This is a genomic window from Bradyrhizobium cosmicum, from assembly GCF_032290525.1.
GTDB classification, from domain to species: Bacteria; Pseudomonadota; Alphaproteobacteria; order Rhizobiales; family Xanthobacteraceae; genus Bradyrhizobium; species Bradyrhizobium cosmicum_A.
On record NZ_JASXTA010000024.1, the window covers coordinates 1 to 17,030 of the forward strand.

The 17,030-nt window shown below is 58.1% G+C and carries 14 protein-coding genes; 5 read left to right on the forward strand and 9 right to left on the reverse strand.

The features are described from left to right. Positions 1-79: 79 nt before the first annotated feature. Positions 80-406 (reverse strand): hypothetical protein, encoded by a 327-nt coding sequence (locus tag QSV46_RS32080; RefSeq protein ID WP_314960981.1) that lies wholly within the window; start codon positions 404-406, stop codon positions 80-82. 631 nt (positions 407-1,037) lie between these two features. Here QSV46_RS32080 and QSV46_RS32085 point away from each other — a divergent pair. The 5 genes from QSV46_RS32085 to QSV46_RS32105 are packed head-to-tail and all read left to right on the forward strand — an operon-like array spanning position 1,038 to position 5,723. After that, positions 1,038-2,294, forward strand: a complete 1,257-nt coding sequence (locus tag QSV46_RS32085) for a pyridoxal phosphate-dependent aminotransferase (RefSeq protein WP_314960983.1) — start codon at positions 1,038-1,040, stop codon at positions 2,292-2,294. Continuing rightward, the gene (locus QSV46_RS32090) at positions 2,270-3,085 is read left to right on the forward strand and encodes a phosphocholine cytidylyltransferase family protein (RefSeq protein WP_314960985.1); all 816 of its coding nucleotides are present in this window, start codon (positions 2,270-2,272) and stop codon (positions 3,083-3,085) included. The genes QSV46_RS32085 and QSV46_RS32090 overlap by 25 nt, the downstream gene beginning before the upstream one ends. Next, positions 3,082-3,702 carry a CDP-alcohol phosphatidyltransferase family protein gene (locus tag QSV46_RS32095; RefSeq protein WP_314960986.1) on the forward strand — a complete coding sequence of 207 codons (621 nt, stop codon included), beginning with the start codon at positions 3,082-3,084 and terminating at the stop codon, positions 3,700-3,702. The genes QSV46_RS32090 and QSV46_RS32095 overlap by 4 nt, the downstream gene beginning before the upstream one ends. Before the next feature lie 42 nt (positions 3,703-3,744). Continuing rightward, the gene (locus tag QSV46_RS32100; RefSeq protein WP_314960988.1) at positions 3,745-4,875 is read left to right on the forward strand and encodes a PLP-dependent aminotransferase family protein; all 1,131 of its coding nucleotides are present in this window, start codon (positions 3,745-3,747) and stop codon (positions 4,873-4,875) included. Between the two features lie 26 nt (positions 4,876-4,901). Further along, positions 4,902-5,723: a class I SAM-dependent methyltransferase gene (locus QSV46_RS32105; protein ID WP_314960990.1), complete on the forward strand. Its 822-nt coding sequence runs from the start codon at positions 4,902-4,904 to the stop codon at positions 5,721-5,723. An 813-nt stretch (positions 5,724-6,536) separates the two neighbouring features. On the opposite strand, the gene QSV46_RS32110 is transcribed toward QSV46_RS32105, so the two are convergent. From QSV46_RS32110 to QSV46_RS32145, 8 genes are all read right to left on the reverse strand, one after another. Then, positions 6,537-7,808: an extracellular solute-binding protein gene (locus tag QSV46_RS32110; RefSeq protein WP_314960991.1), complete on the reverse strand. Its 1,272-nt coding sequence runs from the start codon at positions 7,806-7,808 to the stop codon at positions 6,537-6,539. A gap of 107 nt (positions 7,809-7,915) precedes the next feature. Continuing rightward, positions 7,916-8,917, reverse strand: a complete 1,002-nt coding sequence (locus QSV46_RS32115; protein WP_314960993.1) for a succinylglutamate desuccinylase/aspartoacylase family protein — start codon at positions 8,915-8,917, stop codon at positions 7,916-7,918. Between the two features lie 259 nt (positions 8,918-9,176). Then, positions 9,177-9,809: an HIT family protein gene (locus tag QSV46_RS32120; RefSeq protein WP_314960996.1), complete on the reverse strand. Its 633-nt coding sequence runs from the start codon at positions 9,807-9,809 to the stop codon at positions 9,177-9,179. 73 nt (positions 9,810-9,882) lie between these two features. After that, entirely contained in the window at positions 9,883-11,379 is a 1,497-nt protein-coding gene (locus tag QSV46_RS32125) for a porin (RefSeq protein WP_314961097.1), read from the reverse strand. 1,231 nt (positions 11,380-12,610) lie between these two features. Continuing rightward, positions 12,611-13,363, reverse strand: coding sequence for a phosphonate metabolism transcriptional regulator PhnF (gene phnF / locus QSV46_RS32130; RefSeq protein WP_314960998.1), 753 nt, complete (start codon positions 13,361-13,363; stop codon positions 12,611-12,613). Between the two features lie 368 nt (positions 13,364-13,731). Continuing rightward, positions 13,732-14,565: a carbohydrate ABC transporter permease gene (locus QSV46_RS32135; protein WP_314961000.1), complete on the reverse strand. Its 834-nt coding sequence runs from the start codon at positions 14,563-14,565 to the stop codon at positions 13,732-13,734. Beyond that, the gene (locus QSV46_RS32140) at positions 14,562-15,452 is read right to left on the reverse strand and encodes a carbohydrate ABC transporter permease (RefSeq protein ID WP_409997236.1); all 891 of its coding nucleotides are present in this window, start codon (positions 15,450-15,452) and stop codon (positions 14,562-14,564) included. The genes QSV46_RS32135 and QSV46_RS32140 overlap by 4 nt, the downstream gene beginning before the upstream one ends. 50 nt (positions 15,453-15,502) lie before the next feature. Continuing rightward, on the reverse strand, positions 15,503-16,681 hold the full coding sequence (locus QSV46_RS32145) for an ABC transporter ATP-binding protein (protein WP_314961001.1): 1,179 nt from the start codon (positions 16,679-16,681) through the stop codon (positions 15,503-15,505). Positions 16,682-17,030: the final 349 nt, after the last annotated feature.

The window sequence follows — 17,030 nt, forward strand, 5'->3', positions numbered from 1 at the left end:
TCCCGTCGTCCATACCTGGTCCTACAAACTCGCCGACGCCGCCTGATATGATTCGAACCAAGAAAACGCTGACCTAGAACTAGGTGACCTCGACCCAGCGCCGTGCCTTGAGCGCGTTCATGGCATATTGCATCGAATCGTAGTCGAGACGGCGTCGAGCACAGCATCGCCGGGCTTCAGCTTGTTGTAGCCGCCGATCAGGAGCTGCAGCGCCTCTGTCGCGCCAGGCGTGAGCGCGATTCTCGGGTGCCACGCCCACGGCTTCCGCCACCTCGGCGCGCATGGTCTCGAAGTCCGGCCCGGAGCGCTGCCGCACATAGTAATTCTGATAGTTGACGATGTCCGGTTGGCGGATGAACTCACGCTGCACCGGCTCGTTCAGGATGTCCCAATGGCCGTTCTCCAAGTTGACTGCATCCGGCGCACGGCATAGAGCCCGCGCACGGCGCGCCAATCGGCCTCGTCGATGGCGCGGGCGGCACTGTCGGAATCGGACTACGGCAGGTTTGAAACCGCCTCGTGCATCGACATGCCTGCAAATGATAGACGCCATCGCTAAGAGCACGCCTAGACGTGCTCGACTCTGAGAACCGTAGAGCCGCAACTCTCGTCCTAATTCTAACGACTTACGTTGCGCTCGGGTCAACTACCAACGCTAGTAATTTGATCTACTGATGGGAGCAAACTATTAGAAGGATGAACATCGGGCTACGCAAGCATCAACTGCAAGGAGTTCAGCATGCAAACTCACTCAAACTCTGTTCTGGCCGACGGCCGCGATCGATGCTTGGCTCCTCGGTTCCAAAATACTGTGTGCTCAAGTCTGCTCCAACCGCGGCCCTCCTTTCTCGTGTAAGTGCATAAGGGCTCCTTGGCGCGATGAAGGGGCTCCGGTCTCAATGAACTCTTAAGCGCCATTTGGCTACGAAGCGGCTGTCGAACGGAAGAGTGATATCCGCAGGGGCAGATCGCGTACCAACGACGAAGCGGTTGCGATCACCTTAACAAACTCGGCAATCGAAGCAGGAGGAGCGCGCATGTTGGCGCAACGGATGTCTTTGCTCTCAGGTTCGGGCACTGCCGCCGCCCGTGAGGCGGCTAAGAGAGCTGCCGCGACCGGCCGTCAGATCATCGATCTGGCCGCCGGCGAAGTCATCATCGATCCACCATCATCCGTGCGCGACGGAGCGATTGCGGCCATCAATGCCGGGGCGAACCGGTATACCGATTCCATCGGCCTGACGCCGCTTCGCGGCGCTGTCGCCGCAAAGCTGTCTGCGGAAACAGGCATCGGCTGGAATACGGATAACATCGCTATCACTGCGGGTGCAAAGCAGGGCCTGCTCGACGTTGCCTTGGCCGTATTCAATCCCGGAGATGAGGTCATCATCATTCGCCCCTGCTGGCCGACATTCCCGTCCCAGGTCCTTCTCGCTGGCGCAAAGCCCGTGTTCGTTGATGTTCGCGCCCCGACATATACACCTGATATCGTCGCACTTCGCGCCGCTGTCACCCCGCGCACGAAAGCCATTATCATTAACTCGCCGAATAATCCGACCGGCGCCGTCTATGATCGAACGACTCTACAAGCTATCGGCGATCTCGCGATCAACTATCAGCTCTGGATTGTTTCCGACGAAAGCTACTCCAGCTTCGTATTCACCGGTTCGCGCCATGAGTCGATCGTCATGGCGCATCCCGGCGTCCGTTCAAGGACAATCCTGGTCAACGCCTTCTCAAAAGAGCTGGCAATCGCCGGTTGGCGCCTGGGTTACTTCGCAGCTCCTCCGGAGATCGTTTCGGCGGCCAAGAAGCTGCAGAGCCATACAACCTCGAATGCCAATGTAATCGCACAGCACGCGATCCTGCATCACCTTGAAGTCGGCGACGGCAGTTTTGAACGGAAGCTGCATGAGCGTCTGTCCGACGCTCGCAACAAAGGCCTTCGTATCCTCTCTGGTCTGCAGGACGTAACCTCGCCGCGCGCCGACGGCTCATTCTTCTTCTATCTCGATCTCAGTAGGCTTGTCTCAGCTTTGCCGGCCGGCGGCCACCTTCGATCCACCGACGACATTGCACGATTGCTCCTGGAGGAAGCCGATGTGGGCTCCGTCGCCGGTAGTGCCTTTGGCGACGTGAACGGGCTGCGTCTCTCGTTCGGCGCTCCACCGGACCTGCTGGAGTCCGGACTTAGACGCGCCGTCGAGACCCTGAACAACCTGCGACCAGGCAAGCAGCGGCCTGAAGCTTTCGAGGAGGACATTTCGAAATGCTCAATGATACACGGGCGGTGATCCTTGCCGCAGGAATGGGCTCCAGACTGCGCCCCTACACGGAATTCGTTCCGAAACCCTTGGTGGAGGTGAACCGAACCCCGATGCTGCACAACGCGCTGCACCAGTTGTCTGAGCTCGGGACGCGCAAGGCAACCATCGTCGTGGGTTATCGCGAGGAAGCCATCGAACAGTCGTGCGGCCATCGATTTGAGGAGGTCGACATCGATTATGTCCACAATCCCATCTTCGATCGGACTGGCAGCGCCTATTCCCTGTGGCTAGCGCGAAATGCAATGCTTGCCGGCGACACTGTCTTTCTCGAAGGCGACGTGTTCTTCGAGCGCGAAGTCCTCGAAAGAACACTTCGAACGGTCTCTTCTACCAAGCAGAGCGTGGCGGCTGTTGCGGCGTTCAACACAGCAATGAGTGGCTCCGCCGTCAAGCTGGCTGACGATGGTTCTGTCGTCACGTTCGTCATGAACCAGACGCCCGTCTCGGCCCGGGCCAGGGGTCTGTTCAAGACCATCAACGTGACGCACTTTTCCGCAAACGCCTCGCGCGAACAGCTGGTGCCAGCACTGCACCGCGCTGTGGAAAGCGGGCATCGTACGGCCTATGTCGAGCAGATCCTCGCTCGGCTTGTCGAGCAGCGAGAGCTGCAGCTTTCAGCCGTGGATTGCAGCGATACCCGTTGGGTCGAGATCGACAGCGAAGATGATCTGCGCCTGGCGGAGAAGATGTTCGCGCCGCCGATGAGCCGCGCAGTTTCCGCCGCAAGTTCCATCCCGCCGACGGGAGCAAGGCGATGATCGGGTATCTGCGCGACGGTGCAAATGCCATCACCGCCCTCGCCTATCTATTTGCCGTCATCGGGCTGTTCCTGGCCCTTAACGGCGAGATCGAGCTCGGCGTAGCGGCAATGCTTTGGACCTGGTTTCTGGATCATTGGGACGGGCATATTGCCCGGAAGATGCGGCATCTTCGCCGTCCAGGTGTGGCGGAGTTCGGGAAAAGCTTCGATGGATTTGCCGATCTCATTCATGGCGTTGTGTTCCCGGCCACGATCATTATCCTGGTTGGCCAAGGCACGATGCTGTCGCTCGTCGCGAGCTTGGCGCTGATGTTGGCGGGCGCGATCAGGCTCAGCTATTTCGAAAATGTCGGACTCACATCTGATGCGCGATTTGTTGGCATTCCGGTTTCATACGGTACGCCAGTCCTTACTATCCTGCTGCTCGCTCGCCCGTGGTTATCGGACGATGTTTTTCCCACGACTGTTGCGGCAACATTCATCATACTCGCGCTGTTACACGTGACCACTGCAATCCGCGTCCCAGCCATTCGTGGAATTGCTGTGCCGATCGCGACGGGCTTTGCAATCGCCGGCTCGATCGCGCTGGCAACTGTCGCGGGTATTGCCCGTTGATCCGACTGAAAATCGTTCTGGTTTCAAGCCAGGGAGTGGAAAATGGACAACCTTTCAAATCTTAGCGAAGTTGCACAGCCGTCCGCACGGCTCATCGACTTCGGACGCAATTTTCCACCTCCGAGTCCGCTAGTCCGGACTGCACTCCAGGAATCATTTTCCTATCTTGCGAAGACGAATGTCGCAGAGACTATTCGATTTCCTCGATTCACCGGCACAGCGCAGGATCGTGAAGCCGGTGCCAATTGGCTCGCACGGCGACTTGAACAAACGCTGGATCCAGACCGAATAGTGCTCGCTAACGGTACGCAGAGCATCCTCGCTATGTTGCTTGCGTATTATGTTAAACCAGGTGGCGTTCTCCTTACAGAGGCACTTACCTATCCCGCGATCAAACCATTGTCGCATCTATTTCGAGTAAAGTTGTATGGCATCTCCATTGATGGGGAGGGGATTGAGCCTGAAAGCCTTGATCGTGCGTGCAACAAATTCAAGGGGAAGGCGCGCGCCTTGTACTGCATGCCTACTCTTCACAATCCCACATCAGCGATTATGACCGAGACGAGGCGACAAGAAATCGCGAAGATCGCGCGCCGTCATAATCTTTCGATCTTTGAGGACGACATCTATGGCGTCCTTCCGCAGAGCGCTCCTCCCCCCCTTTCTGCGTATGCGCCCGAGCGCAGCTGGTACATCTCGGGTCTCAGCAAATCCTTGGCTTGTCAGCTTCGGATCGCCTACGTTGCCGGTCCAAGTTTATCGACGACGCAGAGGGTATTTTGGCCTGGGGTTAGAACGACAAATTGGATGGTTGCGCCTCTCATCGCGGAGATCGCGACCCATTGGCTAACGACTGGCTTGGCATCTCAAATTATAAATTCGGTGCGCCTCGAAACGAAAAGCCGACGGAATATCGCGGAAGAGGTATTCGGCATGCCATTCGATATCGATCCGGCAAGTTACCACCTCTGGATCACACTGCCCGACCACCTAAGCCTCAATGATTTTGTCGAAGCTTCGAAGCAACGAGGTGTTGTCGTCGGGGCTGGAGATTCCTTCGCCGTTGGTTCGTCTCTAGGCAACACGAGAGTCCGAATCGGACTTGGGGTCGCTACCGATCACGATCAACTTCGCAACGGCCTGTCAATGATCGGCAAACTTATCAGAGCATAGCTTTCGGAGATCTTTGAAAGGTTACGATGACTACCAACTTTCCCAATTTTGAGACCCCCTGGTCCGAGTTCACTGGCGAGGGCGAAAGCTATGACCTTTATAGACCCAGCTATCCCGCTGAAGTCGCGAGGGTGATCATTGATCACGTCACCAACAAACGCTTCGATGCCCCTATCGTGGACGTGGGAAGCGGCACAGGAATTTTCACAAGGGTGCTCGCCGCGGAAGCGCAGGGAAGGCTCTCCGTGATGGGAGTTGAGCCGAACGCAGACATGATTCAGATTGCTGGCAAGTCAGCGCCCCACGATCTGCAAATCACGTTCCGCATTGCACCAGCTGAGCGGCTGCCATTTCCAGACAAGTCCGTGTCTGCCATCGCGGCAGCTACAGCGGCCCACCGGTTTGATAGACAGATGTTCTACACTGAGGTCGCGCGGACATTGCTCCCAGATGGGATGTTGGCGCTTGTTCACAATCGACACCGATACTGGGACAGCCCGGCGCTTGCCGAATACCACGAATTCGTCGAACAGTGCATTCCAGAATATCGCAGGGGCACTTTCACAACCTCGGCTGGAACGTACTCGACGATCGACTTTTGCAGCGAGCTCGATGCTGACCTCCGATTCGCAGACGTGAACGTTCGGCATTGGAATTGGGATTTCGATGTGGACCTTTCACACTTCCTTGCACTGAGTTTCTCGTCCAGCCTCATGCAGCGATCTGCCTCGGCGATTGGCAAGCAAGCCGTTGCCGAAAAGCTAGCCGAATTATTCGAGCGATACTCTCAAGACGGTTTACTGCGTCAACCTCACGTGACCGAAGTGACATTAGCGACAAAGCGATAATCGAGATTATCTCGTCTGGAATGGAACCGGCCCCTGCACATAATTGCCTGGCGGCTGCCACGGTGACGAATAGCAGGTCAGATCGCGCTTCGCGTGCTAGCCCAAGAGCTAAAGAGGCGGACGATAAGCGGTCAAGTCATCATTGCCTCTAGTTTGAATGGCCCCGGACCCCTGCGGTCTACCCCGGATCGCGCGTCTCGCCATTTGCTGGGGAACTCTAGATGCCGCCTTCCCTGTGTTGTCAACTGGAATGCCTACTCAAGTCGACGCCCATTTTATCGAAACGGCCTCGTCCGGGCGCCACTCGCCGTGGCACGCACTCGGGAGGACGTAGCGCTGAATATACGTGTTGCGCGATGATTCCGCCCGTGGCCGAGACGACACAGCGGGGCTCAGATCTTTGGAACGCCAATGACATTCGCTTTGGACAAGGAGGATCACAATGCGGGAAGTCTGTGAACGTGTTGGAACTTCAGTTCTGGCCGTAGAACTCGGCGGAGGTCCAACCGTCAATATAGACGCTCTGCGGAGGAGATTTTACGAATAGTCATCCATCTTGAAAACCCTACGCGAACGGCCTCCGACGGCACTGCTGCTTGAGGCAAACCACGAGCGGCCATTGAGCGGTCGCGATATGTAACCTCGAGACCAAGACTCAAATAGCGATGATCTCATCATCAACTTGCTCGCTGCGGCAAGCTGACTCGCTCCCGGCCAATGCCGAAGAGGCACTGTGACCGCCGCTGTCACCTACACCATCTTGAGGGGCACGATCAACGTAGTGGCCGACCGAGTAGGCTTGCAGCTTTGCAATTATCCAAGGAGCTTCTTGGTTTGGCCTGCCATGTTCTGCAGCGCTTCTTCAGGTTTGCTGCCCCGGAAGAGGACACCGCGCATCTGATCGGACATCATCTTCACGATCTTGGCCGTGTTGTCGCTCGGAAACGAGAATTGGTCCCCCGTCACCGCAAGCCGTTTTACGATATCCCGATGCAGCGGGTTAATCTTCAGATACTCGTCGAGGAACACGGAGTCCTTGAGAGCCACAAGATTGATGGGCATGTACCCGCTATTCTTCGCCAGTATCATCTGGCCCTTTTTGCTCGCGGCGAACTTCATGAAATCCAACATGACCTCTTGCTTAGCCTGATCTTTGGTAAACATGAAGAAACCATGACCGGCTCCCGCCAGTCGACCCTGAGGCTCGACGGGAATCTGGGCGATAGTCAATTCGAAATGCCCGGCCGCCGCGTTCGCCGTCGAAGTCATGCCGCTTGCGGACTGAATATGGATCGCAGTGCTACCCGACTTGAACGCCTGGCGAGCCTGCTCCGCGGACATATCTGTCCTGACGATTTCACCAAAGCGGGCAAGAGTGGTAAGCGCCTGGAGACCTGCCGGGCCGTCGAAGGCAATTGCGTTCCGGACCGGGTTCATCATCTCGCCGCCGTAGGACGATAATAGGGTCTGGAACATCCAGGCGTTGCTGGCCTCGTATTCGATGAAACCGCCGCTGACCGTCTCGTTCAGACCCTTGACCTTGAGACCGACTTCATGAATTTCGTCCCAGGACGTTGGAGGTTTCGGATTCGAGTAACCCGCCTTACGAAGAAGGTCCATGTTGCAGTAGATGACGGGAATGGTCGTCCCAAACGGGACGCTGAAGACTTCGCCATTCACGCTTGCCGCATCGATCATCGTCTTCGAAAGTCCAAGCACTTCGAAACACCCAGTGTCGCCGCCGAAGAGCTTGTTCAAAGGCTGCGCGATCTTTCTGTTGGCGAGAATCCGCGCATAAGTCAGGGCTTGCCAGGAGCCGTCCGGCAAGGAATTCACAAGAGACCCACGGATCGTACTGTTCAATAACGGGTCCCAGTTGTCCCCGTCAGCTACGAATTTGATCGACTTCGAGGGGTTATCGGTTTCGAATTGCGTCGTCAGCTCGGACAGAAGGGCCCGGTAGGTCGGATTGGCCTGCGAAATCGTGACGGTCGTTTTCTGGGCGGCTCTGCCGACGGCCGGCATGGCGTATACGGCGGTCGACACGGCTCCGGTCACCAGGAGGGTTCTGCGGGTGATCATCATATGGTGTTCCGTTAAGGGGCAATCCGTTTCGGCGTGAGCAGTCGCTCTAAACTCCGATGCCGTTATTTGCAGTGATTGCTGTCATGAGAGAAAACTGCGGGAGCTTCTTACGCGTCCGTCGGTACCGCGAGCTTGAAGAGGCCATCGCCGATCTGTGTCGCAACCTGCAGGCGACGGCAGAGTACGAACCCGGTTTCGGCGAAGTAAACCGGGATCGGCCTGGACCACGGTGTTTCGATAGAATGCAGGAGGCCGGCCAACTGGTCTTTGGTGACCCAGTCGCCTAGTTGCACGAGCGGCTCTAGCAGCCCGCTTGCTGGCGAGAGAACGGCTGAGCTGATCGGGAGTCGACGCATGAACGCGACCTCGGGAGCTTGGTTCGAGGGGCCATTACAAAGGACCCCGGCCCGATGCAGCAGACGCATGACGCCGGTGCGCGCCGGCTCGAGTGTCGATGGGTTGACTGATCCTCCTCCGCCGATTTCGGCGGAAATGTTGAGGACCCCGGCGCGGTCGCATGCTCCGAGAATGCTCGAAGGGCTGTAATCTTCCTCATCGACGAAAAACGCGACCGGAAGCCCGAGTGCTTTGGTGAGATCCAAGACGCGGCGTCGCCTGTCGCCATCGACGGCTCCAGAAAGCATTGCCGACGGAAAATAATCGATGGGTCTCCCGCCTGTATGGATGTCCACGACAAGTTCTGCGCGCGGCATCAGGACTGTCTCGAGGAAGTGCGCGATGAGCTCGGTCGCCGTGCCATTTTCCCTGCCGGGGAAAACGGCGTTCAGATTCCCGTCGTCGGAGGGGGAAAAGCGCCGTCCGGTTCGAACGGCCTCGGCATTCGCGGCGGGAAGTACGATCAACTGGCCGCGAACGTCCTCGACTTCTACGGTGCCGAGCAGCGACCTTGCGATTAGCTGCCCCTCATACTCGTCCCCGTGGCAGCCACCGATGACCACAACGCAGGGGCCGTCGCCGTTGCGTATGGATGTGACAGGAACCATGGAACATCCGAATGGCGAGAGCTCGCTTGTCGTCTTCACGTTGAGATAGCCGTCCTGACGGCCATCCTTATCTAGATCAATGCTCAATCTAAACGACTGGTTCATGAGCTCAAACAACTCCCGGTTTGACAAACAATTCGACTCTGTGAAGCGGAGCAGAGACTGCTCTCTCCCACAAGCGATACTCCGTGACGCAATATCGCGTGCTCAAGGACGTGTGTCGCGAAGCTTCAGTGGCGAATCTCAATCCGCAGGAGCAAGGAAGTTACGTAGATCGTAAGGTTCCTGGACGGCAGTCAGCAACGCCCTCAATCGGAGACTCTAAAGGAAGGCAATGACGGGAGCACGACGATAGTGCGCCTGATCAGGAGACGCAGATCGGAATCCGGTCGCGCTCGGAGAGCTTGGAAAGCACCTCGCGCAAAGTGGCTTTCACCTCCGAAAACTTTTGTTCCGGTAGGAAGTGCGATTCGATCAACTTGCGGTCTAACGTCCAGATCGAATCTTCAGGTAGAGGATCCGTGCCGTAACGGGGAACGATGTTCCAATGCACGTGAGCAAACGAATTTCCGAAGAATGCGACATTCATTTTCTTTGCGCCGAAGGCCAACTGAACTGCCTCAGCGACCATTGCCATTTCCAGAAGGTGCTTCGCGCGAATCTCGATCGGAAGATCATGCAGTTCGCGCGCCTTCCGCTTCGCGGAAAAGAAGCAGTAGCCTTTGAAATACTGGCGATTGCGGCTGAGCGTAACAATGCCTGTCTCGAGTTCGGCAACGAAATGGCGCTCGTCTGAATTGTCGACTAACCGCAGGATTTCGGCCGGCGAATAGCTTTCATGAGCCATTGGATATGTCTTTCTGTCCGAGGTTTTTTTGGCCGTCCTCGCACCGACGCGAGGACGGCCAATCGTCGATATCAGGATTTTGGTAGTCTCGTCACGTCGCGAACCGTTGCCGGCATCGGCGCTTTGGCGGTCTTGCTTGAGGGGCACCATATTTTGCAGGTCGTCACGACGGATGTGATCCTCCTGGACTTCGGGTCGGGGTAGGCATTTTGTTGAACGGATTTCACCAATTCCGCTGTGCGCGCAGAAGAATGTTCGCGGCGCCCTGGTCCTTCAGCTCATACGCAGCACCCGGTTTGGCAATACCTGACTGGGCCGGCAGCGTCACAGTGCTTCCGCCTGCGTACTTTTGATCGAGCATGTTGTAAGCAAGCTCGGCTGTGAAGGTCAGGTTCTTGACCGGGGTCCAGATTGCGCGTGCACCAACAACCGCGTAGTTGAAGTCGGGGTTGCAACCGGCAACGCCGCTCGATAGCGCGAGACCTGCGACGAATGCGCCGCAGATGTAACCTTTCGCTCTGCTGTCATACCGGACAGCAGCCCACGCTCCATAGAGGCTGGTGGCCCAATGTGGATCCCAATTGTGGGTATACCCACCGTTGAAACCATAGACCGTGGTCAGCTCCTGGCCGGCACCGGCGACAAAGACGGAATCAGACACACCGCCAATCCCGAGAGTTTGGTAGGCACCGGCTGCTCCGGTACTGCCGTATCTTGCGTAAGTCGTCGACATATAACTGTTGAACCCATAGCGGCTTGCGCCATTGGCATACATGCCGCTCACATTGATGGTGTCACCCGGCCCAGTCGGGAGGTTCTTGATCGACAAGGCCAATTGCCCGGCCCAGCCCCACTTGTCACCCGGATGACCAGTCGTCTCGGTGGCGCCATAATATGCGGCATGGTTGTCATGCGCTGCGACCGACGCCTGAAAGAGGCCCCAAGCCTGGTCAACGCGAAGCATAGCAACGAGATCTGGAGCTCGCGATCCGCCGATGTCGCTGGCACCGTAGGCACCCGTTGCGAGACCTGCGGGCATCGCGGCGCTCACGTTCCAGATGTTGGTTGTGTATCTGGCGACCTGATCCTGAGCCGAAAAGGAAGCGGTGATGCCCTGACCAAAATCGGCAGTATACGTGAATTGATTGACGGCGTCTCCGCCGCCGCTGCCCGGCAGCTCGAAGATGTTCGCAGGATACTCGGTCCAGGGTGTGTTGAATTGCGACTGCGTTTGACCGAAGGTGAAGCCGGCGAACTGGATGAAGGCGAGGTACACCTGGAGGTAACCGCCTGCGGCCGTGTCACCGGAGTACGTGGTCGCACCGCCAGAGAGACCCGCGCCAGCACCGGCGTAGCCACCGCTGGTCCACTGGAGCAGGCCTTCGAAGAAGGTCCGGACGACGCCGTACTCGGTCGGGGTACGCGTATCGATGTCAAGGGCCTCACGAGACCGCATGCTGTAGTAGTTACTAAGGCGGTTGTTAGCTCCGGCCGCGCCAGTTACGCCGTTCGGCAAGAGAGTTGTGTCAAAACGCAGGTATCCGCCCAGTCTGATGCAGGTGTCGGTCCCCGGAATGTAGTAGAATCCGGCGCCATACAGCGAGCAGGCCTTCACGTACTCGATCGCTTTTGCTTTGACGGGAAGGTCAGCTGCTTGTGCGCCACTCAACGCGATGACAGCTGCCGCTGAAGTCAAGACAACCTGCTTGATCGCCCTTATGTACAGCGCACGCTCGCCGTGGATCGGTCCATTCAGGGCAGAGCACAGCTCGATCTGGGTGGATCTAGAAGCCGGGCCCGAGTGCCCCATACAGCCGCTATTCAATGAGCGTCGTGAGGGCGATGCTAGATGGCAGGCCCTCTCGTTCGAGTTTAACTTGATTACCTTCTTCAGCACAAAAGTCTCCATTCAAAAAGATGCAATCGTTGACTGTACGTTTTCGGTTTCCTAGCGAGACTAGGACGCCAAAGCGCTCGGTGAGCGCAGATGGCGCCCGCAAGACCGATCCCTGGTAGGCGTGGTCTCACGTCAAATTTCGACGGATTGGACTAGCGTTCTGCCTGGGAGGATGAGCCCAACATCTAATGTGCCGATGTCGGTTCGCTGAAACAGCGCTGACAGTTTCTGGATGAATTCGCCAAACATACCTTGAGCCGAAACACAGGATCCGGGCTCTGCTAATCACTCGCTGAAGCGAATGCCCCCTCCGAGGCTATGGCCCCGCTTACGGCTATTCTGGCGGCCCATTACGCGCCTGGCCCGCATGCCTATTACGGTGGCCCGTACTAATCGACACGCCACCCACGACGGCATTGATGTTGGTCATCCGGATCATCCAGTCATCGGCGTGGCAATGCGAGCAGGAGAGAATCGGTGCGACAGTTAGTCGACAGAAATATACATCTCGAGCCGGCGATAGTGTCCAGGACTCCAAATTGTCTATCGCACGCTGATCCCGATGCCTATCCGAGACAACCCACGGGACGCCGAAATACCGAAACGCTTGGCAGTGATCGAGCAGTTCTAATCATCGAGGGAACGAGCTTCTTGCAACAGAACGAAGCCTCGTAAATCGTCGCGCGCCAACATACTGGTGCGGCAGGTAAGATCTTAATTGCCAGATAGGAGCGGCTGCGTTTGCTCGGTGTTTCGCAGTAACGTGACCCAGAGCATCAGCAAGCCACGCACTACCAATGATAGATGCTGTCACATTGTTACTCATGGCTTCGAGCCTGCGATAGATGCAACAGTAACGCTAATCGGCTTCTTGCCTGTGACTGCCCGCTGGAGGACTCCAGATCAGCTACATTAGCTACGTGGCGCTTGTGTTTTATGAGGCAGGAAAATCTCGCTCGTCCCGCTTTCCGGAGAGGAATGCCTTTATGGCGGCACTGGCTGTTTTCGGATGAAAGTGGCAACTATCTCCTCAGCCGAAACACGGGTCACTTGGTCACTCGCTGAATCGAATGACAACTTCCATGTGTTGCGGTGCCATTCGCCCTCTTGTGACCGCGATCGGAACGCCGCCAAGGTCCACATTGATGTTGGTCATTAGGATTACCGGTTGCCGTCGCGGCAGCGCAAGCAGAAGGGAATCGGCCTGCGACAATAAACTCGCGGAAATCCGCGTCTCGAATCGGTGATAGTCGAGGATGTCAAAGTGCTTCCAGGATTCCGTGAGACTGCCCGTCTGTTCGATCAACGCCTCGATTCCCTCGAATCGAGGCAGTGGGAAATAGCTCGACGAGATCGAGGCGGCAATACCATCGATCAGCGTCAGCGTATCGACTCTGCGTGCAAACTGGGTCTGTGGCAGACGGAGGTCGCGCGCAAGGTCCCTGTCGATGCGAACCCGCGCCGAGCCGACGAACCGGCGCTCGCTGATCCTATGCATGTCGCGCACGGTCGTGCTCAGACGGGTTCGCGCACCCAATCGGGAGTGGACGACGCGCTCCTTGACGAAGGTACCCCGTCCCTGCTCGATGCGCACATAGTCGCGCTCCTTGAGCACCGCGAATGCCCGGCGCACAGTGTTGCGGTGAACGCCGAAGATCGCCGCTAGTTCAGTTTCTGTAGGTAGGCGTTCGCCCGGCTTATACGTGCCGCCGATGATATCCTTGCGGATGGCCTCGACCACGATCCGCCATAGCGAGCTCGCGCCACGCCTGGCGTAGAGGGAAGATGGTTGATTCTGTCCGGTCATCGATCTGGGCCTGCGCTTGGCGGAAAGTTCTGCGCCCCCCGCCAACGTCCTGCGCTTACCACATCAAACCGGCGCGGCAATGAACGTAAGGGGCAGATGGCAGTCGAAATCCGCCGGAAATTCCCCTGCGCCGCAGGAAATCGGCGGGATTACCCTGGTGCGGCATAGGCGCTTCGCTCCACTGGAGCCGAGGCTAACGCGCCGGCGAGGTGAGGCGTGATATTATTCGGCAGTCGCCTTCTTGCGCTCCGTGTATCCAACCGTCTGAAACGTGCCCATTCGGGGGCGTTGCCAAACCCAGGCCGGCAGAGGGGGCGGGCCGATTCGATACAGACCATTTCATCACCCCACCTCTCAAGAAGGGTTCATCATTTGACTGCTCCCCCTGTCATTCCTTCCACAAACCACTTCTGAGCGGCGAGGAAGGCGATGACCAGGGGAAGAATGACGATGGTGGCGGCGGCCATGAGGGGCCCGTAGTCGTTCCCTGCCTCCTCGTTCGCGAACGCAATAATCCCGAGTGGGGGCGGCATCAGGCTCTCCGAACGTACCGCGATCAGCGGCCAGAAGAGATCGTTCCAACGGCCAACGACTGAGAAGATCGAGAAAGCAATCACCGCCGGGAGCGCCATCGGCACCATCACCTTCCAAACGATGCCCAGTTCCGAGAGCCCATCGAGGCGCGCGGCGTGGACCACGTCGTCGGGAATGGTCTTGAACACCTGGCGGAAGAGGAAGATGCCAAACGGCGAGACCACGAAGGGAAAGATAAGCGCTGCATAGGTGTTGAGGATACCGAGTTCATAGCAAAGCACGAAAAGTGGCAGCGAGAGCACTTGGTGCGGCAGAAGGAGCCCGATCAATACAAGACCAAGGATCAGATCACGGCCGGGAAACCGCAGTTTGGCGAGAGCATAGGCGCAGGGGGCGCAGATTAGGATTTGGAGCGTCAGGATTGTGGTGCAGACCAGTACGCCATTGCCCATGTAGCGCGGCAGCGGCGCGGAGGTTAACGCTTTTCTGTAGTTCTGCACCAGGTACCATTGCTCGGGGAGAAGCGCGAAGTGTTCACGAAATATCTCACCCGGCGGTTTCATGGACAGGCTAATCATCCAGACGAAGGGGATGAGGATGAGGGCTGCCGTGATCAGCAACACGGCGTGGCGCAATATGGCGGCCTGAGGAGAGAGGCGGGCGTTCATTGGTAGTGCACCCTCTTGTCCATGACGCGGGCTTGAATGAGCGTTAGTGCCACAACGATGAGGAGGAATACGACGGCGACGGCTGCGCCGTAGCCGGTGCGCAAATATTCGAAGCTCTCGCGGTAGAGCGTGTAGAGCAGTAGATCAGAGGCGTGGCCTGGCCCTCCCTTGGTCAACACCTTGACGGTGTCGAAGGCCTCGAAAGCGCGGAGCGCCACAACGATAACGACGAACATCGATACTGGACCAAGCATTGGCAAGGTGACGGTCCGGACGCGATCCAGCCAGAGGTCAGCACCGTCGATCTCGGCGGCATCGTAGAGGTCGCGGGGGATCGATTTGAGGCCGGCGAGAAAGAGAACCATAGCAAAGCCGAGGTTCTGCCAGATGCCGATGATTGCAAGCACCGGCAAGGCGGTCACCTCGTCGCGCAACCAGTTGGCTGTGGGCAGCCCCAGCGCAGAGAAGGTCTGGTTGACGAGGCCGATGGTAGGATGGAGCAGCGCCTCCCATGCAATCGCCATGGCAGCCAGCGTCGCCATGAATGGCAGGAAGTGAATGGCGCGGTAAAGAGCGCGCAGCGACCGTCCGCTCTCGATCAGCATTGCGATGGCAAGGCCGAGGATCACGGTGCCGGGGACCACAATGAGGACATAGATGACGGTGTTGAGGAGCGAGGCTCGAAATCCGTCATCGGCGAACACCTCGCGAAAGTTCGCGATTCCAACGAAGGCGAAGGTGTGCGCGCCGAACTGCCAGTCGGTTAGTGCGATAACGAAGACCGCGATCACAGGTGCGAAGAACAGCACGAAAAGCAGCAGGACCGCCGGCCCCGCGAGGGTGTAGGCAGCCACCCCCTCGGCAAGGCGCTGCCGATGCAAAGGCACCTGAGCGGCGCGCGCTGGCGCGTCCACCGATTGAGTGGGACCGAGCGCATTCACAGGGCGAACTGCCGGATCGGGATGAGCTTCGGTGTCTCCGCCGACGCGCTGGACCGAAGCCTCTTGCCGTCCTGGCCAAAGACCAGGATGCGGTCGGGATTTACCGACAAATGCAGCGTTTGGCCGAGCGCAATCTGGGGCGCCCGCTCGGCGGCGAGCCGGGCGATAAGCGGATGATCGAGGCCGGCGAGGTCGAGATGGACGAATAGGTCGGAACCCATGTGCTCGATGAGCCGGACCGCCCCGGTCAGGGTATTGACGCCGGCGCGCTCGGAAAGGTGGAAGGCTTCCGAACGGATGCCAAGGGCGAGTGCCGTACCAGGCGGCGCATCGGAGAGGACATTGAAGCTGGTGCCCAAGGCATCGACCAAGCCCCGCTCGCGCACAATCGCGTCGAGAAGGTTGATCTTGGGGCTTCCGACGAATTCGGCCACGCGGCGGTCGTCGGGGTCGGCATAAATATCTTGGGGTGGAGCGACCTGGATCAACTCGCCATCGAGCATCACTGCGACTCGATCAGATAGCGTCATCGCCTCGGCCTGGTCGTGGGTGACGTAGACGAAGGTGACGCCCAGACGACGATGGAGGTCCTTGATCTCGGCGCGCATCTGGACCCGGAGCTTGGCATCCAGGTTGCTGAGCGGCTCGTCCATCAAAAAGACGGCAGGATGGCGGACCATCGCGCGGCCCACGGCCACTCGCTGGCGTTGTCCGCCGGAGAGCTGGGCGGGCTTTCGCGAAAGCAGATGGCCGATGCCCAGCGCCTTTGCGGTGCGGGCGACTTCTGCGTCGATTTCGGCCGAGACTTGCCGGGCGCCCGGCACGAGCCGTCCCAGGATCGGCAGCCTTTGCCAGAACTTCAATCGCCGCATCCGGAGCGGCAGGGCCATGTTGGCAGCCACGGTCATATGGGGATAAAGCGCGTAGGACTGGAACACCATGGCGACGTCACGGAGCTTCGGCCGCAAGCCATCAACTAGACCCTCTCCGATCCTCACGGAGCCGCTGTCCTGCACTTCCAGCCCCGCCAAAATCCTGAGGAGCGTCGACTTACCGCACCCCGAGGGCCCCAACAGCGTCAGGAACTCTCCATGGTCGATCGCAAGCGAAATACCCCGAAGGACCGGCGTTGGGCCAAAGGATTTGGTAATGTGATGAAGGTGGATGTCACTCATGGGCCACTTTCTGTCCAGACCGGCCCTCATCGTGCCGGGCACCTTGCTGAGGCATTCTGGCGATCGCTACCCGGTCTTGATGAAACTGCACTGACAGAATAGGTACGACCGCGCCATTCATACCTATCCTTGGGGTCGCTTAGCACATCCGGGCTTATTCAACGGGCCGCCACGCCGTATTCAACCCCACTTGGGGCAATGCGATACCAAGATGACAAAGGTGCACGATTCCGCACCCACCTCCGTGATAGCACCTTGCAATCGAGACAGCCGACTGGAAATCTTGGTCAACCCTAAATGACAGTCAGATTGCTGGTCGGCAGCTCGCGAGAATGAATTCCTCTCGTCA